We start from the raw sequence: 25743 nt of genomic DNA on the forward strand, positions 1-25743 counted from the left end.
AGCCATGTCCGACGCGCCTGTCTTCGAGATCGACCCGCCCGCCTTCTGGGCTGATCCCTATCCAACGCTTAAACGCATGCGGGCCGAGGCGCCGATTGCCTATGTGCCGCAACTGGGCGCAACCCTGATCACCCGGCGCGACGACATCTTTACCCAGGAAAAGCGGGTGGAGGTGTTTTCCTCGGACCAGCCCGAGGGGTTGATGACGGTGCTGATGGGCCAGAACATGATGCGCAAGGACGGGGCGGATCACGCGGCCGAACGCAAGGCCGTGTTCCCCACGGTGTCGCCTAAGACGGTGCGTGACGTGTGGACGGCGCAGTTCCGCGCGCGCACGGCCGAGGTGCTGGACCGGATCGCGCCGCTTGGCGCCTGCGATCTGGTGAAGGACTTCGCGCTGCCGGTCTCGGGCGAGGCACTGAAGGCGATCACGGGGCTCACCAACATGAGCTACGCGGAAATGGACCGCGTCAGCCAGGGCATGATCGACGGCTGTGCGAATTACGCGGGCGACCCGGATGTCGAGGCCAATTGCCATGATTGCATCGCCTCGATCGACCGGCACATTGACGAGCGAATGCCGGAGCTGCGAGAAAACCCGGATCACTCGCTGCTCTCCGTACAAATACAGGCCGGCCTGTCTGACGCGCAGATCCGGGCCAATGTAAAGCTGGCCATTTCCGGCGGCCAGAACGAGCCGCGAGATGCCATCGCGGGCACGGCATGGGCTCTGCTGACCCATCCCGATCAACTGGCGAAGGTGCAGACCGGGCAGGCCACATGGATGCAGGCCTTCGAGGAATATGCGCGCTGGATCAGCCCCATCGGCATGTCGCCGCGCCGGGTGGCGAAGCGCGACACGGTGAACGGTGTAACGTTCGAGCCGGAGGACCGGGTGTTCCTGATGTTCGGATCAGGCAACCGGGACGAGGCCGTGTTTGCGCGACCCGAGGACTACGACATCACGCAGGATGTCAGCGCCTCCATCGCCTTCGGGGCGGGGCCGCATTTCTGCGCCGGGGCCTGGGCGTCGAAGGCGCTGATTGCCGAGGTCGCCTTGCCGATGCTGTTCGAGCGCCTAAAGGGCCTGCGACTCGACCCGCCCAATGCCAGCCGTTTCGGGGGATGGGCGTTCAGAGGGCCTCTGTCGATGCCGGTGGCTTGGGACGCGGCGGGCCGAATTCGGCGGGAATTGGCTGAAGATCACTGTTGAACCTGCCGATCACCTTTGCGTGACCATCGGTCCTCTTGCTTGCCGGTCCATTCCCATGCTGTCCATTCTGACATTGAGAATAGTTGGGTTCAGGATTTTATGACGACACTTACGGGACGATGCCTGTGCGGCCAGGTGACTTGGTCTGCCACCGGGCGAATGAGATGGGCCGCCTATTGCCATTGCGAGAGCTGTCGCCGGGCGAGTTCCGCGCCTTTCGTGGCGCTGTTCGGGATGGCGGACGAGGGATTGACGTGGTCGGGACCGGTGGGCAGCTACGCGTCTTCCGAGGATGTGGAACGCGGTTTCTGCCGTTCCTGCGGTTCGCCGCTCTTTTACCGCAACCCGGTGCGCTGGCCGAATGAGACCCATATCCCGGCGGCAACGCTGGAGGATCCCTCGGACTACGCCCCCAAGGCGCATGTCTATTATTCCGAACGGCTGCCCTGGATCGAGATGCGCGACGGGCTGCCCAAATACGACGGCACCGGCGATGACGGAACGCGTCCGCTGACCGATGACGAGGCGCATGGCTGAGGTCAGGTGCTGAATTCCTGCATCAGCCAATCGCAGAAGGCGCGGCTTGGCTTCGTGGCGTCACGCTCGGGCGGGGCGATCAGGAAATAGGCCTCCAGCAGGTCGGCGGCGTGGTCGAAGGGGCGGATCAGCTCGCCCCGGTGCAGCAGATCGGTGCAAAGCGTTTCATGCCCCATGGCCAGCCCCGCGCCCGCCCGCGCCGCTGTCAGGGAAAACGTGTAGCTTGAGGAAATTGTCACCTGCTGGTGCGGCGGCAGGGTTTCGCCCTGGCTGGCTGCCCAGTAATCCCAGTTCGACATGATCCCCCCGCATTCGAAAAGCGGATCACGCCGCCAGTCCGGGGCACCCTCGGCATAGCCGGGGGCACAGACGGGAAACACCCGGTCGCGGGTCATGCGCTGGGCGCTGGCGGGCATGTCGGCGGCGCGGCCGAAGCGGATTTCCACCGCGGCGGTATGGGCGAATTTCTCGGGGTCCCAGATCGGGGTGACGAGGTTCAACACCAGCCACGGATGCGCCGCCTTCAGCCGCGCCATGCGAGGGGCGAGCCAAAAGGTGGAGAAGGCCAGGTTACATTGCAGATTCAGCGTGTTGTGGGGGGCGCCACCGATGAAACTGCGGGTGCCGGCGGCGAGGATGTCGAAGGCCTCTCGCACGATCGGCAGGTAGTTCACGCCCGCATTGGTCAGCACCAGCGACCGCGTGCGGCGCACGAAAAGCTCCCGCCCCAGAAAGCCCTCCAGATTGCGGATATGCTGGCTGATCGCCGATTGCGTCAGGTTCAGTTCCACGGCGGCCTGCGTGAAGGACAGGTGCCGCGCGGCGGCCTCGAAGGCGCGCAGCCAGCCAAGCGGCGGCAGGGCAGAGGGTTGCATGGGCTGGTATCTCGCGATGGATCAGTTTTTCTAATGCAATACTTGCGAATTCATCGTTGGTAAAGTCGGCCTGCTTTGCGGCAGTCTTTCCCCAAGGACAGGAGACACGCCATGACCCAGACCGCCAGCATCGCCGCCCATCCCAACATGTCCCACTGGCAGGAGCGCGTGGACCTTGCCGCTGCCTTCCGCTGGACGGAGCGGCTGAATTTCCACGAGGCCGTGGCCAACCATTTCAGCCTTGCGGTGAACGAGGATGGCACACGGTTCCTGATGAACCCCAACCAAGTGCATTTCCGGCGGATCAAGGCCTCGGACCTCTTGCTGCTGGATGCGAACGACCCGGATACGTTGGAGATGCCCGGCGCGCCCGACCCGACGGCCTGGGGTCTGCATGGCGCAATCCACCGCCGCTGCCCGCATCATCGCTGCGCGATGCATGTGCATTCGATCCATGCCACGGTTCTGGCGAGCCTCGCCGACAGCAGCCTGCCACCCATTGACCAGAACACTGCAACCTTCTTCAATCGCTATGTGGTGGACGAGCATTTCGGCGGGCTGGCCTTCGAGGACGAGGGCGAGCGCTGTGCCGCCGCGCTTCAGGACCCAATGAAAAAGGTCATGATCATGGGCAACCATGGCGTGATGGTTTTGGGCGACAGCGTCGCCGACACGTTCAACCGGCTCTACTATTTCGAACGCGCCGCCGAGACCTATATCCGCGCGCTACAGACCGGCCAGCCGCTGCGGGTGCTGTCCGACGAGATCGCGGAAAAGACCGCGCGCGAGATCGAGACCTATCCGGGTCAGGCCGAACGGCACATGGCGGAACTGAAGGCCATCCTCGACGAGGAAGGCTCCGACTACGCGAGTTGACGCGCCATGTGGCGGCAGGCCCCTCATCGGCGGAGCTTTTCCTACCAGCCGCCGCCCCCGTGATCCCTGATCCCTTCGCGTTTCAGAGATTACAGGAGACTGACATGACCGACCTGACCACCAACCCGCCCCCGGACCCGGAGACCGAGCGCTGGAATTATCGCCCGGATGGTCCCGTGGCGCTCAACCCGCTGTTTTCCTGGCCGCCCCGGCCCGCCGCCGTTCTGGCATGGTATCGGGGGGCATGGTTGCAGCTGACCTCGCTGACGCTGTGCATGGCGCTGGCTGTCATAGCCTATGCGGTGTTCCTGCCGCCGCTGGAGGAAATGCGCAGCTTCGCACCTGGCTGGATGCTGACCGTCTGGCTTCTGAACATGGGCGCGCAGACACTGGTGGCGGGGTCGCTGCACTGGTGGCTTTACATGCGCAAATCGCAGGGGCTGCACAAGAAGTTCGACCGCCGCGATCTGACCCGCGACAATGGCGTTTTCACCTTCCGCAACCAGGTCTGGGACAATATCTGGTGGACGCTTGGCAGCGCGATGAGCGTGGCGACGGTCTATCAATGGGGCATCTGGTGGGCGATGGCCAATGGTTATGTGCCGGTGGTGACATGGGCCGCCGCGCCGGTCTGGTGCGTGGTCTGGATGGCGTTCATCCCGATGTGGTCGGGGCTGCATTTCTACTGGGTGCACCGGCTGTCACATCACCCGAAGCTCTATCGCCATGTCCATGCCGTGCATCATCGCAATATCAATATCGGGCCGTGGTCGGGTATCTCGAACCACTGGTATGAAAACCTGCTCTACTTCTCGACGTATTTCATTCATCTGGTCGTGCCCTCGCACCCGCTGCACCTGATGTTCCACATCTATTTCCAGCAGGTCAGCCCGGTGCTGTCGCATTCCGGGTTCGAGAAGGTGAAGGCGGGCGAGGCCGAGGCGCTGAAAGCGGGAGATTTCTTTCACCAGCTCCATCACCGCTATTTCGAGTGCAACTATGGCACGTCCGAAATCCCCTTCGACAAGTGGTTCGGCACCTATCACGATGGGTCTGCCGCCGCGACGGAGCGGACGCGGGCCTTCAAGAAGCAGATGTATACGCGGTGAACACGCTTTTCCTGATGGTCGATGAAATGGCGTGGTGGGCCGTTGGGTCCGCCGCGTCGCTTGGGGCCAAGACGCCCAATATCGACGCTTTGGCCGCGCGGGGGATAGTCTTCGACGCGGCTTATACGCCGTCGCCCATCTGCGTGCCTGCGCGGGCGGCGATTGCCACCGGGCGGGATGTGCATGAGAACGGCCATTGGTCCTCTGCGGAGCCTTATGACGGGCGCTTGCCCTCCTGGGGGCATCGGCTGCGCGCGGGCGGGGTGGAGGTCGTGTCCATCGGTAAACTGCATTACCGGGATGAGGGCGACGATACCGGGTTCGAGCGGCAGATCCAGCCGCTGCATGTGCATGAGGGCAAGGGCTGGCTGCTTGGCCTCGTCCGTCGTCCGGTTCCGCGCTACGACGCCACGGCGGGGCTGGCGGAGGAACTGGGCGCGGGCTGGACCGGCTACACGCGCTATGATCTTGGGGTGACCGAGGCCGCCTGTGACTGGCTGGCAGAGCCGGAGCGCAAGGCAAGGCCCTGGGCGGCCTTCGTGTCGTATCTCAGCCCGCATTACCCGCTGATCGCGCCGGTGGAATTCCTGTCGCTTTACGACCCTGCCGAGTATCAGCGCCCGGCGGAGCCTGTCCCCGACCACCCGATCCTGCGCGAAATCGCTGGCTTCTTCGCCCATGACCAGCATTTCACGGATGAGGCGCGGGGGATGGCCCATGCCGCCTATCGCGCTTTGTGCAGTTTCGTGGATGCGCAGGTGGGCAGGGTGCTGGCGGCGCTGGAGGAGAGCGGGCAGGCGGACGAAACGCTGGTCATCTTCACCTCGGACCATGGCGACATGATGGGGGAAAAGGGCTTCTGGACGAAATCGGTGATGTATGACAGCTCGACCCGAGTGCCGCTCATTGTAGCGGGGCCGGGGGTCGCACCGGGGCGGCGGGCCGATCCGGTCAGCCTGATCGACATCGCGCCGACGATTGCCGAGGCCATGGGGCAAAGCTGTGAGGGGTTCTCGGGCCGCTCGCTGCTGGCCGCGCCCGAACCGGGGCGCTCGGTGCTGTCGGAATATCATGACGGGGGCTGTTCCGTGGGCATGACCATGCTGCGCTGGCAGGCGCGGGATGAAACCCAGTGGAAATATATCCACTACGCCGAAGGCCATCCGCCGCAGCTGTTCGACCTGACCGCCGATCCGGGCGAGACCACGGACCTGGCCACCGCGCGCCCCGATATCCGGGCCGAGGCGGAGGCGCGGCTGGCCGCGATCATGGACCCCGAGGCCGTCAATGCCCGCGCCCATGCCGATCAGGCCCGGAAAATGGCAGATCATGGCGGGCGCGACGCCATTCTTGGGATACCGCAGTGGAACTTCACGAAAGTCGGGGACAGCTGACCCCGGCCCCACTTGGCGCGGCTAGTCAAACCGGGTAAGTCTGGCGCCCACAGGCAGGATGCGCACGAGGAACGGGGGCAGCGACGCATGGCACATGTGGCGGAGGACCCTCGGGGCAACGCTCCTCTCAGGGGTGGCATTGATGACGGGAAGCGCGGGTAGGTCCCCAGAATGAGTGAAACGCCCCTTCGTCTTTGCGCGGTCGCCACGTCCTCTCCGGGCGTCGATGTGGTGCGCGAGATCATGCGCCAGCCTGACAGCGATATTGAACACCTTGTCACCTTTGGCGGCACGGATGCGGATTACAAGGCGTCCAGCCTGCTTCGGATGACCGATGCCAGGGGACGCCGGGGCCATGTCATGGCGGGCGACCGGTTCAGCGGGGCGGCGGCCAGCTTTACCCGCGCGCCCGGTTTCGACCGGATCCTGCATGAGGCGATGGACAGCCTGCAACGCGGTGCGGCGGGCCATGCCTATCGCAGTCACGATCTGAAACACCCTTCCGACTACGCGAACTATGTCGGCATCGTCGCGGACCGGCTGGCCGGCATTCTGCAATCGGAGCGGATCAATGCGGTGGTCTTCTTCGATATCCCGCACCTGTTCTACGATATCATGCTGTACCGTCTGGCGCGTCATCTCGGGATTCGCACGCTGATCCTGCGGGTCGGATATGACCCGGCGACCTTCTATTCCATGGATCGGATCGAGGATCTGGGCCGCCTGTCGCCAAAAGCGGACCCCGCGCCGCCCGTTCCCATCGAACCGGGTGCCGCGTCCGATCTCTATTACATGAAAGGGATCTCGCAAGAGCAGGGGCCGCGCGGGCGCTTGTCGGGGCGGGCGCTTGGCCAGCTTGCCGCGCATGTGGTGATGCAGGAGCCGTCGCTGCTGGTTCGGCCCCTGTCGCTGGCGCGGACGATCCGCCGGATGTGGCGCGTGGCCCGGCGGCTGCCGGACTGGCGCGATCCGTTCGCGCGGTTCTTCCACACCGATGCGCTGGACTATGCCGAAACGCTGGCCGAACTGGAGGAGGCCCCGGTCGATCTGGATCAGCGCTTTGTCTATTTCCCGCTTCAGATGCAGCCCGAGATGACGACCGCCATCCTTGGCGGGATCTACCGCGATCAGGCTCTGGCCATCGAGCAACTGGCGGCGATCCTGCCCGAGGATGTCCGCATCCTGGTCAAGGAAAACCCCAAGCAGAACGGCCAGTATCGCAGCCCGATGTTCTTTCACCGCCTGCGCCGGATTCCTTCGGTCCAGCTGCTGCCTTCGCATGCGAATACGCACAAGCTGACAGCCGCGTCGGAATGCGTCGCGACGATTTCCGGCACCGCCGCATGGGAGGCGGTGACCTCTGGCAAGCCCGCGCTTCTGTTCGGGGTCAGCTGGATGGCGGACATGCCGGGTGTGCACCGGTTCGACGAGCGGCTCGACTACGCCACCCTAACCGGCGGCGGTGTCGATCACGCGGCGCTGGAACAGGCCTTTGGTCAATTGGCCGCCGCCAGCCATGACGGGGCGGTCAGCCGGTGGGCCCTGCGGCATCTGCCCGAGATTGATCCGGACCAGAACCGACAGGCGATCACCAGAACGCTGATCGGCCTGCTGAAGGGCGAGATCGCCACGACCTTCGTCTCGGACGCGGCGGGGCGCGGCGCGGGGTAGGTGGCGTCTCGCGGGAAGGGCCATCTGCGCCCACGGGACAGGGTCCGGGATTTGAGCCGGGCGCGCGCACGTCGCGCCCGGTCAGTCAGGCCCGCAGCCGGTGATGCAGCAGGATGGGCACGATCAGGTCTTCCTCATCGGTCAGGTGACGGTGAAGAAACCCACCCAGTTGCTCGGCCATGTCCCGCACCGGCCCGGCCTCATCCGCCATCTGGGTAGGGTCGAGCGTGGCCAGTTGCACCACGCGGTTGGCCCCCCGCGTGAACCGGTCGAGCAGCCCGTCCAGCTCCATGTGGTCGCCTTCCAGCATCTCCAGCCCGTCGGCAAAGCGCGGGTCGGCGGCCTGCAACTCGGGGAAATAGCTGCGGTCTTCCCAGGTATGGTGGCCGTGCAGGTTGCGCACCAAGAGGTTGCCGAAATGCGCCAGCCGCCCGGCATAGCGGTCGGTTGCCATCCCCTTGTCGAGGAAGGTCTCGCTATCCTCCTGCACGATTTGGCCGAGCTGGCGGAACATCTGATGGGCGCCCATCCAGTTTCGGATGGAGCGGGCGAAAGCGGGATGCGCCCGCCAGCTATCGCGTGGCAGGTCCCGCAGGAGGCTCCGCATTTCGGGCGGAAGGCCCTCCCGTGTCGTGATGTGGTGGGTCATGGCAGCCCAGATGGGGGGCACACGCAAACGTGACAATCTGCGCCCGCGCACAGGGGCAGGGCCGGATTGCAGAGCCGCGAAACCCGTGTAGGGTCTTGTCAGGAGGAATTGACAATGACAATCATTCCAGCGGCTGGAAGGCTCGTCGCAGCGGCACTTACACTGACATTGATGACCGGCGCAGGCGTGGCGCAGATGCACGGCCATGGCGCAGGCCACGGGATGCGGCATCATGGGCAGGACGGCACCGGCCATGACGAGGTGAATATGCCGGGGCTGCGCGGCCTCAACGCCACGCCCGGCGAAAGCGCCGACCTGATGGTCATGTTCCACCATTTCGACACGCTTTATCGCGAGGTGGAAAACCTGCCAAACGGCATCCGCACCGTGACCGGCGCAACCGACCCTTACGTGATGGAGGCATTGGTGCGCCATGTCACCCAGATGATCGCACGGGTGGAGGCAGGCGACGATCCCCAGATCTTCATCCAGAGCCCGACGCTCGACATCTTCTTCGCCCGCTATGACGGGCTGATGAGTAACATCGAAGTGACTGAAGCGGGCATCGTGGTGACCCAGACTTCGGACGACCCCGAGCTGGTTGCCGCGCTGCAAACCCACGCCGCCGAGGTCAGCGACATGGCCGCGCGCGGGATGCAGGCGGTGCATGAGCGGATGATGGGGGGTGGGTGAGACCCTACCGCGAGACGCTCACGCGTAGGTCCATCCCGAAAAGCCGGGCCTGCCACTCCCTGCGCCAGTGCAGGGATGGAAATCCCGGGTAGTCCACGTCGCGCCACCGTTCATAGAGCGCGATCAGGTGCTGGTAGGCCCGTGGATTACGGGCCTGGTGGGCGACCAGCAGGGCGTGGCAGTCGCGCACGAGGTTGCACATGATGCCGCGGATCGTGTTTCGCAGCATGTCGTCGTCGAGATCGCCACGCAGCACTGCCAGTGAAAGAAATTCGTAATAGTTCAGGAGGCTGCGCAAGGCCTCGGCGCTTTGTCGGCGCTGCCTTGCCGCCTTGTCGGTCAGGTCTTCGTTTCGTTTCGCGGTGAGACAGGCGAAATAGTGGTCCGGCTCGACGGGCCGATCCTCGGGGAAGCAATGCTTTCTGGCCTCAAGGTTGGCGCGGAACTCGGAGGACAGGCGCGTATCGAACAGCATCTTCAGCGTATGCTGTTGGCGCGACTGGCGCTCGGCCTCCCACGACCGGTGGAAATAGGAGAAGACGGTGAAGAAGAAGGCCGCGAGGGTCGCCAATATGCGCGGATCGACGGCAAACGGCACCGGCGCAACAACCGGCAGGATCAGCCCGGCGAGGCAAAGCAGGGTCAGGATCGGGAACAAGCCCTGAGTGATCAGGCGAAGAAGAACTCGGAACATCGATACTCATACATGCAAAGAGCCGGGCATTTACGCCCGGCCCTGTTATTCAGCCGTTTCCGGTGCCTTCGAGAAACATGGTGCTCTCCTCTTCGGGGGCGTCAGTTCCTTCGAGTATAGGCATGAGAGGCGTTAATTTCCAGTGAATACGCCCCTCTTACCGACCGGATCAGTTCTTGGACTTGTCGACCATCTTGCCGGCGGAGATCCACGGCATCATGGCGCGCAGCTTTTCACCAACCTCTTCGATCTGGTGGGCGTCGTTCATGCGGCGGGTGCCTTTGAAGAACGGCTGGCCGACCTGGTTTTCCGCCATGAAGTCACGCACGAACTTGCCGGTCTGGATGTCGTGCAGGATGGCCTTCATCTCTTTCTTGGTCTGCTCGTAGGGCAGGACGCGCGGGCCGGAAACGTATTCGCCATATTCCGCGGTGTTCGAGATCGAGTAGTTCATGTTGGCGATGCCGCCTTCGTAGATCAGGTCCACGATCAGCTTCACCTCGTGCAAACACTCGAAATAGGCCATTTCGGGGGCGTAGCCCGCTTCCACCAGGGTCTCGAAGCCCATGCGGATCAGTTCGACCAGACCGCCACAGAGAACCGCCTGCTCGCCGAAGAGGTCGGTTTCGCATTCTTCGCGGAAGTTGGTCTCGATGATGCCCGAGCGGCCACCGCCGATGGCGGAGCAGTAGCTGAGGCCGATTTCCAGCGCTTTGCCGGAGGCGTCGTTGTTCACGGCCACGAGGCAGGGCACGCCGCCGCCCTTGGTGTATTCGCCGCGCACGGTGTGGCCGGGGCCCTTGGGGGCCATCATGATCACGTCAACGCCGGGCTTGGGCTCGATCAGGCCGAAATGCACGTTCAGACCGTGGGCGAAGGCAATCGCCGCGCCCTCACGCAGGTTGTCATGGACGTATTTCTTGTAGGTCTCTGCCTGAAGTTCATCGGGCATGGTGAACATGATCAGGTCGCACCAGGCGGCGGCTTCGGCGATGCCCATGACCTGCAGGCCCTCACCTTCGGCCTTCGCGGCAGAGGCAGAGCCTTCGCGCAGGGCGACGACGACGTTCTTGGCGCCGGAATCGCGCAGGTTCAGCGCGTGGGCGTGGCCCTGCGAGCCATAGCCCAGGATGGCCACTTTCATGTCCTTGATCAGGTTGATGTCGCAATCGCGGTCGTAGTAAACGCGCATCGGATCTCTCCTCCGTTGGATAAAACTCTGGCGCCCTGTCTATCTGCCCTTTTGGGTGGGGGCGAGGTTTGGGTTGGAAGAATTTGCGCATTCTGATAGAAAATTATTCACCCATACTGAAAATATGTGTGTAATTCATGCTCGACGACACCGACAGACGCCTTCTGCGCCATCTCCAGGCAGATCCCGACATGCCGGTGGCAGATCTGGCCGAGGCCGCCCGGATTGCGCCTGCGACCTGCTACAAGCGGCTCGACCGGCTGCGCGAGGAGGGTGTGCTGCGCGCCACCCGCGCGGTGATCGACTGGCGCGCGCTTGGTTTCACGGTCGAGGTCAGCCTGCGCATCACGCTCGACAAGACCCAGAGCCGCGCCTTCGACGAGGTGATGGCAGCGGCGCGCGAGATCCCGGAAGTGGTGGAGATCCAGACCTTCCTGGGCCGGGTCGATCTGCGCCTGTCCGTCCTGGCCCGCGACATGGCCCATTACCAGCAGGTCTATCGCGACCGCATCCTGGCGCTGCCCCATATCACCGATATCGAGGCGCTGATGCAGGTGGCGACGCTGAAAGACGTGAAGACATTGCCGATATGAGCGATTGGGACGAGGTGGATTTCGTAATCCTGCGGGCGTTGCAGGAAGAGGCGGGGGTAAGCTCCGCCACGCTGGCGCGGCGCCTGGGGCTGAGCCAGCCCGCCGCCTGGCGCCGGGTGAAGCGGCTGGAAGAGGCGGGGGTGATCGCGGGTCGGGCGCTCGACCTCGATATTGCGCGGCTCGGTTTCGGGGTGACGGTGTTTCTGGGCGTGAAGCTGGTGACGAAGGGGCGGGTGTCGCTGGATGATTTCGAGCGGGCGGTAAGCGCAATCCCCGAGGTGCAGCAGGTCAGCCATGTGCTGGGGCTTTACGATTACCGGTTGCGGGTGGTGGCCCGCGATATCGCCGATTTCGAGCGGGTGCTCAGGCGCCGGATCATGACCCTGCCGGGGGTGGGCAATGTGGAGGCCAATGTTCTGCTGAGCGAGGAGCGCAGGCCGGGGCCTTTAATGGCGGGGTGACGCTCGGCCCGCCCTTCGGGACGGACCATCGCCCCACCCGCCATCCCGTAGGGCGCTTCAATGGTGAAACCTCCGCTGGCGTTTTGCGTCGGATCATGGGTATTTGGACAAAGAAGAAGGAATATGCCGCGAAAGGGAGGCTTTCATGTCCGCATTGCTTGAGACCGTCGATCCTGATGGGTTGCTGGAGTTTTCGGTGGTCTTCACTGACCGGTCGCTCAATCATATGTCGAAGCAGTTCCAGCAGATCATGCGTGATATCGATGCGGGGCTGAAGCAGGTCTACAATGCCGATGCAACGGCCCTGGTGCCGGGCGGCGGCACCTATGGGATGGAGGCCGTGGCGCGGCAGTTCGCAACCGGACAGAAGGTGCTGGTGGTCAGGAACGGCTGGTTCTCGTTCCGCTGGTCGCAGATTGTCGACGCGGGGCAGATCGCGGCGGAAACCGTGGTGATGAAGGCCCGCCAGACCGGGAATGAGGCGACAGCGCCCTTTGCACCGGCCCCGATTGACGAGGTCGTGGCGCGCATCCACGCCGAAAAGCCTGCGGTGGTGTTTGCCCCGCATGTGGAAACCTCCTCGGGGATCATTCTGCCCGATGACTATGTGTCGGCGCTGGCGGAGGCAGCCCATGAGGTGGGCGCGCTGATGGTGCTGGACTGCATCGCTTCGGGCTGTGCCTGGGTCGATATGAAGGCAACCGGGGTGGATGTTCTGATCTCGGCCCCGCAGAAGGGCTGGTCCTCCACCCCCTGCGCGGGGCTGGTGATGTTGTCGCAGCGGGCGCTGACGCGGATGGAGGAAACCGAGAGCAGCAGCTTTGCCGTGGATCTGAAGAAATGGCGGTCGATCATGGCGGCCTATGAGGGCGGCGGTCATGCCTATCACGCGACGATGCCCACGGATGGGCTGAAGGCCTTCCGCGACACTATGGCCGAGACACTGGACTATGGCACCGAGCGTCTGCGCGATGCACAGTGGGAACTGGGGACCAAGGTGCGGGCCCTGCTCGCGGCGCGCGGCATTCGCTCGGTCGCGGCGGAGGGGTTCGGCGCGCCGGGCGTGGTGGTGAGCTATACCGATGATCCGGGCATTCAGAACGGGTCCAAGTTCAGTGCCCAGGGCGTGCAGATCGCGGCGGGGGTTCCGTTGCAGGTGGACGAGCCGCAAGGGTTTTCCACCTTCCGGCTGGGATTGTTCGGCCTCGACAAGCTCTATGACGTGGATGCGACCGTGGCCCGGTTGGAAAACGCGCTCGACAGCGCCATTGGCTGAACTGTCCTTTTCCGGCCTGTTCCGTATGACGGCGGGTGCTATTCTGCCGCGTCGCGGGGCAGGTCGAGGCGGGAGCGGGGCCGGGCGTCGGGTTCCGTGTCCATGACCCGGTGCAGCTTTTCCATGATCGTGGCCAGCATCGCCTGTTCCTCGGGCGACAGGGCATGCAGCAGGCGGCGTTCATAGGCCTGCGCCGGGGGCAGAATGCGGGCCAAAAGGCCCTGTCCTTCTTCGGTCAAAGAGATCGAGAGCAGGCGCTGATCCGTGGCGCTGCCGGTCTTGGCGACGAGTCCTGCCTCGGTCAGGCGGCTGACGGCGCGGCTGACGCGTGGCTTGTCAAGGTTCACGCAGTTATGAATTTCGCGCACCGAGACCTCTCGGCAGCGCGCCAGATGCACCATCACCCGCCATTCGGCAATGCTGATGCCCGCCTCGGCCCCGTAGATCAGCGACAGGCGGCGGCTGATACGCTCGGACAGGACCGCGATTCGGTAGGGCAGGAATTCTGCCAGCATGAAGTCTCCGCTCGCCATCTGTCCGGTTTTCCCCGATAATTCGTTGCAGTTGCAACGGCGTTGACATTTGTTGCAATTGCAACGATACCAGAACCAAGGACCGACGGGAAGGGTCACGGGGCCGCACCGTCAGACGCGCGAACACACGGGGAGAGACAGGATATGGCGAAGGCATTCGCGTCCCAGGGGGACATGTCGGAAAAGAAGATTTCCTTCACGGAAGTGGGCGAGGGGCTTTGGGCCTTCACCGCCGAGGGCGACCCCAACTCCGGGGTCATCATCGGCGATGAGAGCGTCATGATCGTCGAGGCGCAGGCGACGCCGCGCCTGGCCAACAAGGTCATAGACTGCGTGCGCGGCGTGACCGACAAGCCGATCAGCCACCTTGTGCTGACGCATTATCACGCGGTGCGGGTGCTCGGGGCCTCGGCCTATGGCGCCGGTCAAATCATTATGTCTGACACCGCCCGTTCCATGGTCGTCGAACGCGGGCAGGAGGACTGGGACAGCGAGTTCCAGCGCTTCCCGCGCCTGTTCGAAGGGCATGAAAGCATTCCGGGCCTGACCTGGCCCACCACGACCTTTTCCGATGCGATGACCGTTTATCTCGGCAATCGCCGGGTCGATATCATGCATCTGGGCCGCGCCCATACGGCCGGCGATGCGGTGATTCATGTTCCCGATCAGAATGTCATGTTCACCGGTGACATCGTCGAATACCACTCGGCCTGCTATTGCGGCGACGGGCATTTTTCCGACTGGGGCGACACGCTGGACGCGATCAAGTGGTTCGACGTGGATGCCATCGCGCCGGGGCGTGGCGATGCGCTGGTCGGCAAGGAGATGGTGAATGCGGCCATCGAGAACACCCGCGATTTCGTGGAGTCGACCTATCGCCCGGCGGCCCGTGTCGCGGCGCGTGGCGGCAGCCTGAAAGAGGCCTGGGACTCGGTGCGCGCGGAATGCGACCCCAAATTCGGGGACTATGCGATCTACGAACATTGCCTGCCCTTCAACGTCGCCCGCGCCTATGACGAGGCCCGCGGCATCGACACGCCGCGCATCTGGACGGCGCAGCGCGATCTGGAAATGTGGGAGGCCCTTCAGGGGTAAGCCGCGATGCGCGATCCGTTTCTGACCATGGCCCTCAATAACGCCTGGGCGAATGCGACGCTCTACGGGGCGATTGCGGGGCTGTCGGCGGAGGATTTCGCGGCAGAGCGCCCGGGGTTTTTTCCGTCGCTGAAGGCCACGCTCAACCATATCTACGAGGTCGATCTCTACTACCTGGATGCGCTGGAGGCGGGTGGCCGAGGCCGGTCGGTTTATGAGCGGGAAGAGATCGCGTCGGTGGCGGAGCTGGCGAAGGCTCAGGCCGGGGTGGACCTGCGGCTGGCGCGCTTCTGTCAGGGTCTGACACCGCAGATGCTGGACGAAGACCGGGCGACGGAGCGGCGCGACGGCATGGTGACGGAAAAGGTCGGCGCGCTGCTGCTGCACCTGTTCCAGCACCAGATACACCACCGGGGGCAGGCCCATACGATGGTGCATGACGCGGGGATCGCGCCGCCTCAGCTTGACGATTTTCACCTGGACTATGGCCGCGTGCCAAGCGCCGCTGCCTATTGGACATGATCCTCGCGGAGGAGGGGGAGAAATGAACCAGATGACGGACAAGAAGATTTTCGAGGTGCCGCTCTATGCCTATGAACGGTCCCCCGATCAGGATGCCGACGCGCCCGTGCGCCACAAGGTGGCGGTGATCGGGGCAGGGCCCATCGGTCTTGGCGCGGCGATTGATCTGGCGCAGCAGGGGGTGGAGGTCGTCGTTCTCGATGACAATGACAAGGTCAGTTTCGGCAGCCGCGCGATCTGCTTTGCCAAGCGGCCGCTGGAGATCCTCGACCGGCTCGGCTGCGGGCAGGAGATGGTCGCCAAGGGCGTCGAATGGCAGCTTGGCAAGGTCTTCTTCGATGAGCGGCAGGTGTACGAGTTCAACCTGCTGCCGGAGGAGGGGCATGAATTTCCCGCCTTCATCAACCTTCAGCAGTATTACTTCGAAGAATACATGGTGAACCGCGTCCGTGCGATGCAGGCCGAAGGTGCACCCATTGAAATCCGGGGGCTGAACAAGGTGCTTTCGGTGAAGGACCGGGGCGACCATGTCAGCCTGATCGTGGACACGCCCGACGGCGACTACACGCTGGAGGCCGACTGGCTGATCGCTTGCGACGGTGCGGGCTCGCCCACGCGGGCGATGATGGGGCTCGATTTCGTGGGGCGTGTGTTCGAGGACAACTTCCTGATCGCCGATGTGATCATGGAGGCCGAGTTCCCGACCGAACGTTGGTTCTGGTTCGACCCGCCCTTCAACCGGGGGCAGTCGGCGCTTCTGCACAAGCAGCCCGATGGGGTCTGGCGGATTGACCTGCAGCTTGGCTGGGACATCGACAAGGACGAGGAAAAGAAGCCGGAAAACGTCATCCCGCGGCTGAAGGCGATGCTAGGCGAGGAGGTGAAATTCGAGCTGGAATGGGTCTCGATCTACACCTTCCAGTGCCGCCGGATGGAGAAGTTCCGTCATGGCCGGGTGATTTTCGCGGGCGATTCCGCGCATCAGGTTTCGCCGTTCGGCGCACGTGGGGCCAATTCCGGGCTTCAGGATACCGACAATCTGGGCTGGAAGCTGAAGCTTGTGATCGACGGCATCGCGCCCGAAAGCCTGCTGGACAGCTATGATGTCGAGCGGGTGCATGGCGCGGATGAGAACATCCTGAATTCTTCCCGCTCCACCGATTTCATCACGCCGAAGTCGGAGATGAGCCGGGTGTTGCGCGACGCGGTTCTGGACCTGTCCGAGCACTATGCCTTTGCCCGACCCTTGGTGAATTCCGGCCGCCTCAGCGTGCCCTGCACCTATGACGGCTCGCCCCTCAATACGCCCGACGCGCTACAAGGTGGCCCGGCACGCTCGCGCCCTGGCAGCCCTTGCGCGGATGCTCCGTTGGGTGACGGTTACCTGCTGCCGCATCTGGGGGGACGCTTCACGCTGCTGACCATTGGTACGGATGCGCCGGAAAATCTGGAGACGGAGGGGCTGAGCGTTCATCGCCTTGCACTGGAAGCCACGCCGGAGGTCACGGAACGCTACCTGGGCGACGCGGCAAGCGCTGTCTACCTGATCCGCCCCGACCAGCATGTCGCCGCCCGCTGGTCCGCCTATGACGCCGCCGCCGTGGAAACCGCGCTGAAACGCGCCATCGGCAAGGAGTGAGCCCATGTCCGACCTGATCCTGACCCCCAACATTCCCGGCGCGGATGATTTCTACGCCGAGCTTCTGGCCACGCACGAGGGCCTGAGCAAAGCCGAAAGCGATGCACTGAACGCAAGGCTGGTGCTGGTGCTGGCCAATCACATCGGCGAACGGGCGATCCTGAGCGACGCCCTGAAAGCCGCCGCTCTGTCCAAGGAGGACGCCGCATGAAGATCGAACAGATTCACCACGTCGCCTATCGCTGCAAGGATGCGAAGGAGACCGTCGAGTGGTACAACAAGATGCTCAAGATGGATTTCGTGCTGGCGATTGCAGAGGACCACGTGCCCTCGACCCACGAACCCGATCCTTACATGCATATCTTCATGGATGCGGGGAACGGCAACGTTCTGGCCTTCTTCGAGCTGCCGACGAAGCCCGAGATGGGTCGCGACCCGAACACGCCCATCTGGGTGCAGCATATCGCCTTCAAGGTGAAGGACCGCGATGAGCTGCTTGCGTTCAAGGAGCATCTGGAAGCCAATGGCGTCGAGGTTCTGGGCGTCACCGACCATTCCATCTTCCATTCGATCTATTTCTTCGATCCCAACGGCCACCGGATCGAGCTGGCCTGCCCGGACCCGGAGGAGGAGGCGCTGCTCAAGCGCATGGACGAAGTGAAATGGGACATGCTGGAGGAATGGTCGCGGACCAAGAAAGCCCCGCAGCATGCCGCCTGGCTCCATGCCAAGGAGCTGAACAAGGCCTGAATTTCAGGACCGGGGCAGGGGGGAGAGGACCGGCCCCGGTTCTAATGCAAAAGGAAACGCGCGATGACCACCCATGATCTGCCCAAAGGCATGGTGACGGCGGCGACCCGTCCCAATGAACTGCAATACATGCCGGGTTTCGGGAATGATTTCGAAACTGAGGCGCTGCCCGGAGCGCTGCCGCAGGGCATGAACAGCCCACAGAAATGCAATTACGGGCTTTATGGCGAGCAGCTGTCTGGCACGGCCTTCACCGCGCCAAGCCACCAGAACGAACGGACCTGGTGCTATCGCATCCGTCCGTCTGTGAAGCATTCGGGGCGCTATCGCAAGATCGAGCTGCCCTATTGGAAATCCGCCCCGCATGTGGACCCGGACGTGATCTCGCTTGGCCAATACCGGTGGGATCCGGTGCCCCATTCCGACGCTGGCCTGACATGGCTGACCGGCATGCGGACGATGACAACGGCGGGCGACGTGAACACGCAGGTGGGCATGGCGAGCCATATCTACCTGGTGACCGAGTCGATGCAGGACGCCTATTTCTACTCCGCCGACAGCGAATTGCTGATCGTGCCGCAGGAGGGGCGGCTGCGCTTCTGCACGGAACTCGGTGTGATCGACCTGGAGCCCAAGGAGATTGCCATCCTGCCGCGCGGGCTGGTCTATCGTGTCGAAGTGCTGGAAGGCCCCTGCCGGGGCTTCGTCTGCGAAAACTACGGCCAGAAATTCGACCTGCCGGGGCGTGGCCCCATCGGCGCGAACTGCATGGCAAACCGGCGCGATTTCAAGACGCCCGTGGCCGCCTTCGAAGACCGCGAAGTGCCCTCGACCCTGACCATCAAGTGGTGCGGGCAGTTCCACGAGACGAGGATCGGGCACAGCCCGCTGGACGTGGTCGCTTGGCACGGCAACTACGCGCCGGTGAAATATGACCTGACCACCTATTGCCCGGTTGGCGCGATTCTGTTCGATCACCCCGACCCGTCGATCTTCACCGTGTTGACCGCGCCCTCGGGCGTGGAAGGCACGGCCAATATCGACTTCGTCCTCTTCCGCGAACGCTGGATGGTGGCGGAGGATACGTTCCGCCCACCCTGGTACCACAAGAACGTCATGTCGGAGCTGATGGGCAATATCTACGGCCAATATGATGCGAAGCCGCAGGGCTTCGTTCCGGGCGGCATGTCCTTGCACAACATGATGCTGCCGCACGGGCCGGACAAAAGCGCCTTCGAAGGCGCTTCAAACGCGGAGCTCAAGGCGGAGAAGCTGGACAACACCATGAGCTTCATGTTCGAAACCCGCTTCCCGCAGCATCTGACGGCCTTCGCGGCCAAGGAGGCCCCCTTGCAGGACGACTATATCGACTGTTGGGAGAGCCTGGAAAAGAAGTTCGACGGCACGCCGGGGGTGAAGTAGGGTGACCAAGAATTTTCGAAAATTCTTGGGAACTTTCTTCGAAGAAAGTTTCGCGGAGACGAGATGAAGCTCTACACCTATTGGCGGTCCAGCTGTTCCTACCGGGTGCGCATCGCGCTTGGCCTGAAGGGATTGGCGTGGGAGAGTATCCCTGTCCACCTGGTGAAAGGGGAACAGCGCGATCTCTCCTACCTGGCGCATAATCCGTCCGGTTTCGTGCCGGTGCTGGTGCTGGACGATGGGACTGAACTGGTCCAGTCGCTGGCCATTCTGGACTATCTGGAAGCCGTTTGCCCCGAGCCACCCCTTCTGCCAACAGCACCTCTCGCCCGTGCCCGGGTTCTGGCCGCTGCCCATGTCATCGCCATGGACACGCAGCCGGTGACAAATGTGGGCGTTGTGGGGCATCTCAAAGCCGCCTATGGCGCGGATCAGCAGGGCGGGATCGACTGGATGGTGCATTTCATGGACCGCAACTTCGCGGCCTTTGAGGCACTGATCGCGCCGGAAGGCCGCTTCTGCTTTGGTGATGCGCCCACATGGGCCGATATCTGCCTGATCCCGCAGCTTTACAACGCCCACCGGTGGGGGGTGGACCTGTCCCGCTTCCCCCGCCTGCTCGACATCGAGCGCGCCGCGCTGGCCCTTCCGGCCTTCGATGCGGCGCGACCGGAAACCCAACCCGACGCCGAATGAGGACCGCATGACCGGATTGCGCAAAAGCTGGGTCGACAGCGCCAATGACCCCGAGACCGATTTTCCCCTGAACAACCTGCCTTATGGGGTGTTCTCGACCGAGGGCACCGGCCCCCGCTGCGGGGTCGCCATTGGCGACATGATCCTCGACGTAGCAGCACTGGAGACCAATGGCATCCTGTCAGCGGGCGATCCGCCGGTCTTCTCGGATCCTTCCTGGAATGCCTTCATGGGGCTTGGGCCGGAAGGATGGGCCGGGTTCCGGGGCGCCCTGATGGCCCTGCTGTCGCAGGGATCGACCCTGCGCCAGCGGGTGGAGCCCTTCCTGCACCCGATGGACGAAGCGCGGATGCACATGCCCTTCGCGGTGTCGGAATACACCGATTTCTATGCGGGTAAACATCACGCGACGAATGTGGGCACCATGTTCCGCGGGCCGAAAAACGCGCTGCCGCCGAACTGGTTGCATATCCCTATCGGCTATAACGGGCGGGCCTCTTCCGTCGTGGTCTCGGGCACGGATGTGCGCCGCCCCTGGGGGCAGTTGAAGGGGCCTGATATGGAGGCGCCGGTCTTTGCCCCCTGCAAGCGTTTCGATCTGGAACTGGAGATGGGGGCGATCGTGGGCGTTGCCTCCGACGGGCCGGTCACGGTGCAGGAGGCCGATGACATGATCTTCGGCTATGTGCTGCTGAACGATTGGTCGGCGCGGGATATCCAGGCCTGGGAATATCAACCGCTCGGGCCGTTTCAGGCCAAGGCGACGGCCACCTCCATTTCCCCGTGGATCGTCACCAAGGCCGCGTTGGAGCCGTTCCGGGCCTCGACCCCCGAGCGCGAAAAGGAGCTGCTGCCGCATCTGCGGGAACCGGGGCCGATGCTCTATGATATCGACCTGATGGTAACCCTGGCCCCGGCGCGACAGGCCCCGAGCGTGATCGCGGAAACCAATTACCGGCAGATGTACTATTCCGCCGCGCAGCAACTGGCCCATCACACGACCTCCGGCTGTCCGATGCGGGTGGGGGATCTGCTTGGATCGGGAACGATCTCTGGGCCGGAGAAGGCGGAACGCGGGTCGCTTCTGGAGCTGAGCTGGGGCGGCAAGGAGCCATTGACGCTGGATACTGGCGAGGAACGGAGCTTTCTGGAGGATGGCGACACGCTGACCTTGCTGGGGGCGGCGAAGGGCGCGGGATATCGCATCGGCTTCGGGGCCTGCGCGGGCACCGTCCTGCCCGCGTTGACAGATCCTTACAGCCGGTAGCACAGCAGTTTCGCCCTGCCTTTGGCAGGTCGACCCGTGGCGCGACCCTGCGGGTCGCGCGGGACCGCGCTTGCAAGCGGGTTTTTGGGGGCTCTGCCCCCGTCGCCTTGCAGGCGACTCCCCAGAGGTATTTTGACCAAGATGAAATGTCAGGTCATGCGGTCGCGGAGGTCTGACAGCACCGGGGTCAGGTCGCGGGCCGTATGGCTTGCCTCGCGCACCAGCCAGTCGAAATGGCGGGTCAGGGCGCGCACCCGGTCGCGGTCCCGGAACGCCACGTAGTAGCGGCCAAGATAGATCGCGGCGAGTTTCGGGCCGAAGATGGTGATCGGTGCGGAATAGACCCTTGCCGCGTCGTAGAGGAACAGCCGCAGCGTCGGGTAGAGCTGATCATGGACCGAGAGGATCCAGTCGATCTGTTCACGGCGGACCCCGGCGGGAAGGTCGGCGTAGTAGCCGGTTCCCTCGGCAAAGCTGCGCATCTCGTGCAGCGGCAGGGCAATCTCGTAGTCGCTTTCCGATGCGCGCATCCAGTCCAGCCGCGCCTCGGCCACGGCGATGGCCTGACCGGGGCTGCGGTTCATCGTGCCGGCATATTCCCATTCCATCACCGCGCGGGTCTTGAGCATGTCGGGCAGGGTGGCGGGCACATGGCGGATCTTGTAGCCTGCTGCCTCCTGGTGCCAGGCAAAGATCTGGTCATCGGCGGAGGTGGCCCGTTCGGCCTCGGTCAGGGTGGCGGTGAGCAGGTCTGCGCTGGCCTCGGGGCGGTCGGACAGGCCCAGAAGCCAGTCGGTCGAGACCGAGAGCGTCTCGGCGCAGGCTGCCACGAGATGGCCGCCGGGCATGCGTGCATCCGCTTCCGACAGCAATTGCGTCACGGTCGATCTGTCCACGCCTGCGGATCGTGCCAGGGCTGCGCGGCTGGTGCCCGACTGCTCCATCGCCTCGGCCAGGCGGGTTCGGAACAGGGCGGCGCGATCCAGTTTGTTGATAATAGAGCGCATCGTTGGATATTTTCAGCAATGTTGAATTATTGTGGAGAATTCCCTGACTGCCTTGAAAAAGCAAGCCCTGATAGGAGGTTGAGGCAAGCACCAAAGAGTGAAGGGGACGATGATGCGGGTCGAATGGCCGACGCTTGGGCTGATATTGGCATGTTATGCGGTTTGGGTGGCGGGGCTGTTCTGGCTCCCCGCGATCTGGATGCCGCTGGCCTTTCTGGCGCTGATCCTGTCCATTGCCCTGCAAAGCTCTCTTCAGCACGAGGTCATTCATGGCCACCCGTTTCCGGGGCGCAGATGGGGGGCGGCGCTGGTCTATGCCTCGCTGAACCTTGCCATTCCCTATGGCCGTTTCCGCGATACCCACCTGTCGCATCATTTGGACAGCACCCTGACCGATCCCTATGACGACCCCGAAAGCAACTATCTGGACCCTGCGGTCTGGGGACGGCTGGCAGGACCGGTGCGGGCGCTGCTGCGGGCCAACAACACGCTCCTTGGCCGGATGGTGCTGGGGCCGCTGATCGGACAGGTGACCTTCATGGCGGGCGACCTGCGGCAGATCCGGGCGGGCAACCGGCGGGTGCTGATGTCATGGCTGGGGCATGGGGCGATGATGGCCTTGATCCTGTGGATCGTCAGCCTGTCCGTGGTGCCGGTCTGGGCCTATCTGCTGGCCTGCTACGCGGGGCTTGCGGTGCTCAAGATCCGCACCTTCCTGGAACATCAGGCCCATGAGAAGGTGCGCGGGCGCACGGTGATCGTCGAAGATCGGGGACTGCTGGCCTTCCTCTTCCTCAACAACAATTTCCACGTCGTGCACCATATGCATCCGCGCACGCCCTGGTATCGGCTGCCGGGGCTCTATTTCGCCAATCGGGACAAGTACCTGAGCCGCAACGATGGCTATCGCTATCGCAGCTATGGGCAGATCTTCCGTCGGCATTTCCTGCGCGCCAAGGATCCGGTGCCGCATCCGCTGTGGCCGCGCGACTGAATCGACTTGCCAAGCCGAGGGGGTGGGCGCATGAAGCGACATGCCCCTCTGGATACCCGTCACGATCCTTGCTGCCTTCATGCAGAACCTGCGGTTCCTGCTGCAACGGCATCTGAAGGTCACGAGCCTGTCCACCGCGGGCGCGACATGGGCGCGGTTTCTCTATTCCGCACCGATGGTTCTGGTGATCGTGCTGGCGGTTTCCTCCGCCACGGGGCAGGACCTGCCCGCCACCAACCCGCGGTTCTGGGCCTTCATCCTGTCTGGTGGGCTGGCGCAGATCGTGGCGACCATGTGCGTGGTGGCCCTGTTTGCGCGGCGCAATTTCGCGGTCGGCATCACCCTGAAGAAGACCGAGGTCATCCTGACCGCGCTGGTCGGGCTGGTGGTCCTGGGCGAAGCGGTGTCCCTGCCGGTCGTCGTGGCCATCGGGTTCGGCTTCGCGGGTGTGGTTTTGCTGTCGGACCCGCCCAAGGGGGACGTGGCCCTGCCCTGGCGGGCGCGGCTGTTCAATGTGGCCTCGGGCTATGGCCTGCTGTCGGGGCTGCTCTTCAGCGTCTCCGCCGTGGGCTATCGGGGCGCGTCCCTTGCCCTGGCCGATGGGTCCGTCTTCCTGCGCGCGTCCTTCACCCTGTCGGCGGCGACGATGGTACAGGCCCTGGCGCTTGGCGCCTGGCTCTACTGGCGCGACCGGGAAGAGATCGGGCACGTTCTGTCCAGCTGGCGCGTGTCGGGGCTGGTCGGGCTGACCTCGATGCTGGGCTCACTTGGCTGGTTCACCGCCTTCACCCTGCAAAGCGCGGCCTATGTGAAGGCCGTGGGGCAGGTGGAGCTGCTGTTCACCTTCCTATTCTCGATCTTCTGGCTGAAGGAGCGGTCCTCGGCCAAGGAACTGGGCGGCGCGGCACTGATCGTGCTGAGCCTCTTGCTGATCATCTGGGGGGCGTTCTGACCGATGGACATCGTTCTCAGCATCGCGCCGGTCTTCGTGCTGATCTGCCTGGGCTACGTGCTGCGCCGGGGCGGGATCCCGTCGGCGGAGTTCTGGAACCTCAATGACCGGCTTGTTTACTTTCTGCTGATGCCGGCCCTGTTCTACGTGCGGATTTCCACGGCGGAGCTGTCGGGCGAGACCCTCGCGACGCTGGCCACCGTGCTTTATGCGGCCTTCTTCGCGGCGATTGGATATGGCGTTTTCGTGGGCTGGCTGATCCGGCGCGACGGGGCGGTGGTAACGTCGCTTCTGCAAGGGGTGGGGCGGTTCAACACCTTCATCGCGCTGGCGGTGGCCGAGGCGCTTTACGGCGCGCCTGCCCTGCAGATCGCGGTACTGGCGGCGGCGGCGCTGGTACCGGTGGTGAACCTGACGGTGGTGAGTCTCTTTGCTCTTTACGCGCCGCGGCCGGGCGCGCGGCCTGTTCTGTCGGCCCTGAAGGGGCTGGCAACCAACCCGCTGATCCTGTCGATCCTTGCGGGGCTGCTGGCCAATCGGTTGGGGTTCGGCGGGCTGCCGGTGCTGCATGACACGCTGTCGGTGCTCGGGGCGGCGGCGCTGCCGATCATGCTGCTCTGCGTGGGGGCGAACCTGAAACTGCGCGGGCTGTCTGGGGATGCGGTGCCGATTGCACTGTCGGCCGTGGGTAAGCTGGTCGTGTTCCCCGCCGTGGTGCTGGCCATTGCCATGGCGCTCGGGGTGGAGTCGTTGCAGGCGCAGGTGCTGCTGATCTACGGGGCGCTGCCCACAGGCGTGGCGGCCTATACGCTGGCGCGGCAACTGGGGGGCGATGCGCCGCTGATGGCCGCGATGATCACCGTGCAGACCTTGCTGAGTTTCGCCGCCATGCCGATCTGGATCGCGATCGGGGAATGGCTGTTCCTGCCGGGCTAGGGCGCGGGAAGGGCCCTTGAGGCCCTTGAAAGCGGCTTGCCACTCACAACCGTTCGAACCGGCTGATTTCGTCGAGATTGTTGAAGAACGGCACACCCGGCTGGTCGGTGCCGTTCAGGATGGCGCTCGTTTCGGCCAGCACCACCTCGGTGATGAACGGCATGTCGAACTTGCGCACCTCGTCCAGCGGCACCCATTGCAGGTGGCTCAGCTCATCCTCGGCCTTGCTGAAGTCATCGGGGTCATTGGCCAGCCTTTCGGCCTCGGCCAGGAAGAACCGCGCATCGAACCGGCGCGGGCGGCCCGGCGGGGTGATGGCCCGGAAGACGAAGCTCAGCGCATTGCCATCGGGCAGATGACCGGTCCGCAGGTATCCACGCCAGCCCCGGGGTGCTTCGATCTGCCCCGCGCGCGGGTCTTCGGCCCCCAGAAGCAGCCCCGTTTCTTCCCACAACTCTCGCGTGGCGGCATTCAGCAGAGCCTCGGGCGCGGTCGCGCTTTGATTGGCCAGTCGCCGCAGACACTCCGTGCCCGCCGGGTTGGCGACCGGAATTTCCGCATCCACCGCATCCACCGCACCGCCGGGAAAGACGAATTTCGATGGCATGAAGACCGCACCATGTCCGCGTTGGCCCATCAGCACGCGCGGGCGTGTTGCTGCATCGCGCACCATGATGATGGTGGCGGCATCGCGGAT

At 64.0% G+C, this 25743-nt stretch carries 28 protein-coding genes; 21 read left to right on the forward strand and 7 right to left on the reverse strand.

What is annotated here, in order from left to right:
• Positions 1 to 4: 4 nt before the first annotated feature.
• Both ACOOEX_RS05055 and ACOOEX_RS05060 read left to right on the forward strand, forming a co-directional pair.
• Complete coding sequence (locus ACOOEX_RS05055; protein ID WP_420397413.1) at positions 5 to 1213, forward strand: cytochrome P450; 1209 nt, start codon at positions 5 to 7, stop codon at positions 1211 to 1213.
• 159 nt (positions 1214 to 1372) lie between these two features.
• The gene (locus tag ACOOEX_RS05060) at positions 1373 to 1750 is read left to right on the forward strand and encodes a GFA family protein (protein ID WP_420397414.1); all 378 of its coding nucleotides are present in this window, start codon (positions 1373 to 1375) and stop codon (positions 1748 to 1750) included.
• Positions 1751 to 1752: 2 nt separating this feature from the next.
• Here the strand turns inward: ACOOEX_RS05060 and ACOOEX_RS05065 are convergent, their stop codons facing one another.
• Positions 1753 to 2625 carry a LysR family transcriptional regulator gene (locus tag ACOOEX_RS05065; RefSeq protein ID WP_420397415.1) on the reverse strand — a complete coding sequence of 291 codons (873 nt, stop codon included), beginning with the start codon at positions 2623 to 2625 and terminating at the stop codon, positions 1753 to 1755.
• Between the two features lie 111 nt (positions 2626 to 2736).
• Here ACOOEX_RS05065 and ACOOEX_RS05070 point away from each other — a divergent pair, with 111 nt between their 5' ends.
• From ACOOEX_RS05070 to ACOOEX_RS05085, 4 genes are all read left to right on the forward strand, one after another.
• Complete coding sequence (locus tag ACOOEX_RS05070; RefSeq protein ID WP_420397416.1) at positions 2737 to 3501, forward strand: class II aldolase and adducin N-terminal domain-containing protein; 765 nt, start codon at positions 2737 to 2739, stop codon at positions 3499 to 3501.
• Between the two features lie 104 nt (positions 3502 to 3605).
• On the forward strand, positions 3606 to 4610 hold the full coding sequence (locus ACOOEX_RS05075; RefSeq protein WP_420397417.1) for a sterol desaturase family protein: 1005 nt from the start codon (positions 3606 to 3608) through the stop codon (positions 4608 to 4610).
• On the forward strand, positions 4607 to 6004 hold the full coding sequence (locus ACOOEX_RS05080) for a sulfatase-like hydrolase/transferase (protein WP_420397418.1): 1398 nt from the start codon (positions 4607 to 4609) through the stop codon (positions 6002 to 6004). Before ACOOEX_RS05075 ends, ACOOEX_RS05080 begins: the two co-directional genes overlap by 4 nt.
• A 171-nt stretch (positions 6005 to 6175) precedes the next feature.
• A complete protein-coding gene (locus tag ACOOEX_RS05085; RefSeq protein WP_420397419.1) occupies positions 6176 to 7675 on the forward strand; it encodes a hypothetical protein in 1500 nt (499 codons plus the stop codon).
• 85 nt (positions 7676 to 7760) lie between these two features.
• On the opposite strand, the gene ACOOEX_RS05090 is transcribed toward ACOOEX_RS05085, so the two are convergent.
• Complete coding sequence (locus ACOOEX_RS05090) at positions 7761 to 8282, reverse strand: hemerythrin domain-containing protein (RefSeq protein ID WP_420397420.1); 522 nt, start codon at positions 8280 to 8282, stop codon at positions 7761 to 7763.
• A 156-nt stretch (positions 8283 to 8438) separates the two neighbouring features.
• On the opposite strand from ACOOEX_RS05090, the gene ACOOEX_RS05095 reads away from it, so the two are divergent.
• Positions 8439 to 9017, forward strand: coding sequence for a hypothetical protein (locus ACOOEX_RS05095; RefSeq protein WP_420397421.1), 579 nt, complete (start codon positions 8439 to 8441; stop codon positions 9015 to 9017).
• Positions 9018 to 9021: 4 nt separating this feature from the next.
• Here ACOOEX_RS05095 and ACOOEX_RS05100 read toward each other — a convergent pair whose 3' ends face one another.
• Positions 9022 to 9711: a DUF4760 domain-containing protein gene (locus ACOOEX_RS05100; protein WP_420397422.1), complete on the reverse strand. Its 690-nt coding sequence runs from the start codon at positions 9709 to 9711 to the stop codon at positions 9022 to 9024.
• Between the two features lie 169 nt (positions 9712 to 9880).
• The gene (gene ilvC, locus ACOOEX_RS05105; RefSeq protein ID WP_420397423.1) at positions 9881 to 10903 is read right to left on the reverse strand and encodes a ketol-acid reductoisomerase; all 1023 of its coding nucleotides are present in this window, start codon (positions 10901 to 10903) and stop codon (positions 9881 to 9883) included.
• Between the two features lie 137 nt (positions 10904 to 11040).
• Here ilvC and ACOOEX_RS05110 point away from each other — a divergent pair, with 137 nt between their 5' ends.
• The 3 genes from ACOOEX_RS05110 (at position 11041) to ACOOEX_RS05120 (ending at position 13233) form a co-directional block, all read left to right on the forward strand.
• Entirely contained in the window at positions 11041 to 11496 is a 456-nt protein-coding gene (locus tag ACOOEX_RS05110; RefSeq protein ID WP_420397424.1) for an Lrp/AsnC family transcriptional regulator, read from the forward strand.
• The gene (locus ACOOEX_RS05115; protein WP_420397425.1) at positions 11493 to 11957 is read left to right on the forward strand and encodes an Lrp/AsnC family transcriptional regulator; all 465 of its coding nucleotides are present in this window, start codon (positions 11493 to 11495) and stop codon (positions 11955 to 11957) included. The genes ACOOEX_RS05110 and ACOOEX_RS05115 overlap by 4 nt, the downstream gene beginning before the upstream one ends.
• Positions 11958 to 12102: 145 nt before the next feature.
• Positions 12103 to 13233 (forward strand): aminotransferase class V-fold PLP-dependent enzyme, encoded by a 1131-nt coding sequence (locus tag ACOOEX_RS05120; protein WP_420397426.1) that lies wholly within the window; start codon positions 12103 to 12105, stop codon positions 13231 to 13233.
• 38 nt (positions 13234 to 13271) lie between these two features.
• On the opposite strand, the gene ACOOEX_RS05125 is transcribed toward ACOOEX_RS05120, so the two are convergent.
• On the reverse strand, positions 13272 to 13766 hold the full coding sequence (locus tag ACOOEX_RS05125; RefSeq protein ID WP_420397427.1) for a MarR family winged helix-turn-helix transcriptional regulator: 495 nt from the start codon (positions 13764 to 13766) through the stop codon (positions 13272 to 13274).
• A gap of 144 nt (positions 13767 to 13910) precedes the next feature.
• Between ACOOEX_RS05125 and ACOOEX_RS05130 the strand changes: the two genes are divergently transcribed.
• From ACOOEX_RS05130 to fahA, 8 genes are all read left to right on the forward strand, one after another.
• The gene (locus ACOOEX_RS05130; RefSeq protein WP_420397428.1) at positions 13911 to 14861 is read left to right on the forward strand and encodes an MBL fold metallo-hydrolase; all 951 of its coding nucleotides are present in this window, start codon (positions 13911 to 13913) and stop codon (positions 14859 to 14861) included.
• A 6-nt stretch (positions 14862 to 14867) separates the two neighbouring features.
• A complete protein-coding gene (locus ACOOEX_RS05135) occupies positions 14868 to 15383 on the forward strand; it encodes a DinB family protein (RefSeq protein WP_420397429.1) in 516 nt (171 codons plus the stop codon).
• Between the two features lie 22 nt (positions 15384 to 15405).
• Complete coding sequence (locus tag ACOOEX_RS05140) at positions 15406 to 17022, forward strand: FAD-dependent oxidoreductase (protein WP_420397430.1); 1617 nt, start codon at positions 15406 to 15408, stop codon at positions 17020 to 17022.
• Positions 17023 to 17026: 4 nt separating this feature from the next.
• On the forward strand, positions 17027 to 17233 hold the full coding sequence (locus ACOOEX_RS05145) for a DUF2783 domain-containing protein (RefSeq protein WP_420397431.1): 207 nt from the start codon (positions 17027 to 17029) through the stop codon (positions 17231 to 17233).
• Positions 17230 to 17772 (forward strand): VOC family protein, encoded by a 543-nt coding sequence (locus ACOOEX_RS05150; protein WP_420397432.1) that lies wholly within the window; start codon positions 17230 to 17232, stop codon positions 17770 to 17772. The genes ACOOEX_RS05145 and ACOOEX_RS05150 overlap by 4 nt, the downstream gene beginning before the upstream one ends.
• Before the next feature lie 63 nt (positions 17773 to 17835).
• Complete coding sequence (hmgA, locus tag ACOOEX_RS05155; RefSeq protein ID WP_420397433.1) at positions 17836 to 19194, forward strand: homogentisate 1,2-dioxygenase; 1359 nt, start codon at positions 17836 to 17838, stop codon at positions 19192 to 19194.
• Positions 19195 to 19257: 63 nt separating this feature from the next.
• The gene (gene maiA, locus ACOOEX_RS05160; protein WP_420397434.1) at positions 19258 to 19890 is read left to right on the forward strand and encodes a maleylacetoacetate isomerase; all 633 of its coding nucleotides are present in this window, start codon (positions 19258 to 19260) and stop codon (positions 19888 to 19890) included.
• Positions 19891 to 19897: 7 nt separating this feature from the next.
• Positions 19898 to 21157, forward strand: coding sequence for a fumarylacetoacetase (gene fahA / locus ACOOEX_RS05165; RefSeq protein ID WP_420397435.1), 1260 nt, complete (start codon positions 19898 to 19900; stop codon positions 21155 to 21157).
• A gap of 149 nt (positions 21158 to 21306) precedes the next feature.
• Here fahA and ACOOEX_RS05170 read toward each other — a convergent pair whose 3' ends face one another.
• On the reverse strand, positions 21307 to 22164 hold the full coding sequence (locus ACOOEX_RS05170) for a helix-turn-helix domain-containing protein (protein ID WP_420397436.1): 858 nt from the start codon (positions 22162 to 22164) through the stop codon (positions 21307 to 21309).
• 112 nt (positions 22165 to 22276) lie between these two features.
• On the opposite strand from ACOOEX_RS05170, the gene ACOOEX_RS05175 reads away from it, so the two are divergent.
• The 3 genes from ACOOEX_RS05175 to ACOOEX_RS05185 are packed head-to-tail and all read left to right on the forward strand — an operon-like array spanning position 22277 to position 25046.
• Positions 22277 to 23158, forward strand: coding sequence for a fatty acid desaturase (locus tag ACOOEX_RS05175; protein ID WP_420398325.1), 882 nt, complete (start codon positions 22277 to 22279; stop codon positions 23156 to 23158).
• 40 nt (positions 23159 to 23198) lie between these two features.
• A complete protein-coding gene (locus ACOOEX_RS05180; RefSeq protein WP_420397437.1) occupies positions 23199 to 24110 on the forward strand; it encodes an EamA family transporter in 912 nt (303 codons plus the stop codon).
• 3 nt (positions 24111 to 24113) lie between these two features.
• Positions 24114 to 25046 carry an AEC family transporter gene (locus ACOOEX_RS05185; RefSeq protein WP_420397438.1) on the forward strand — a complete coding sequence of 311 codons (933 nt, stop codon included), beginning with the start codon at positions 24114 to 24116 and terminating at the stop codon, positions 25044 to 25046.
• Positions 25047 to 25089: 43 nt separating this feature from the next.
• On the opposite strand, the gene ACOOEX_RS05190 is transcribed toward ACOOEX_RS05185, so the two are convergent.
• The gene (locus tag ACOOEX_RS05190) at positions 25090 to 25719 is read right to left on the reverse strand and encodes an NUDIX hydrolase (protein WP_420398326.1); all 630 of its coding nucleotides are present in this window, start codon (positions 25717 to 25719) and stop codon (positions 25090 to 25092) included.
• Positions 25720 to 25743 lie beyond the last annotated feature (24 nt).

It is taken from the genome of Nioella sp., from assembly GCF_965215655.1.
Taxonomy (GTDB): domain Bacteria; phylum Pseudomonadota; class Alphaproteobacteria; order Rhodobacterales; family Rhodobacteraceae; genus Nioella.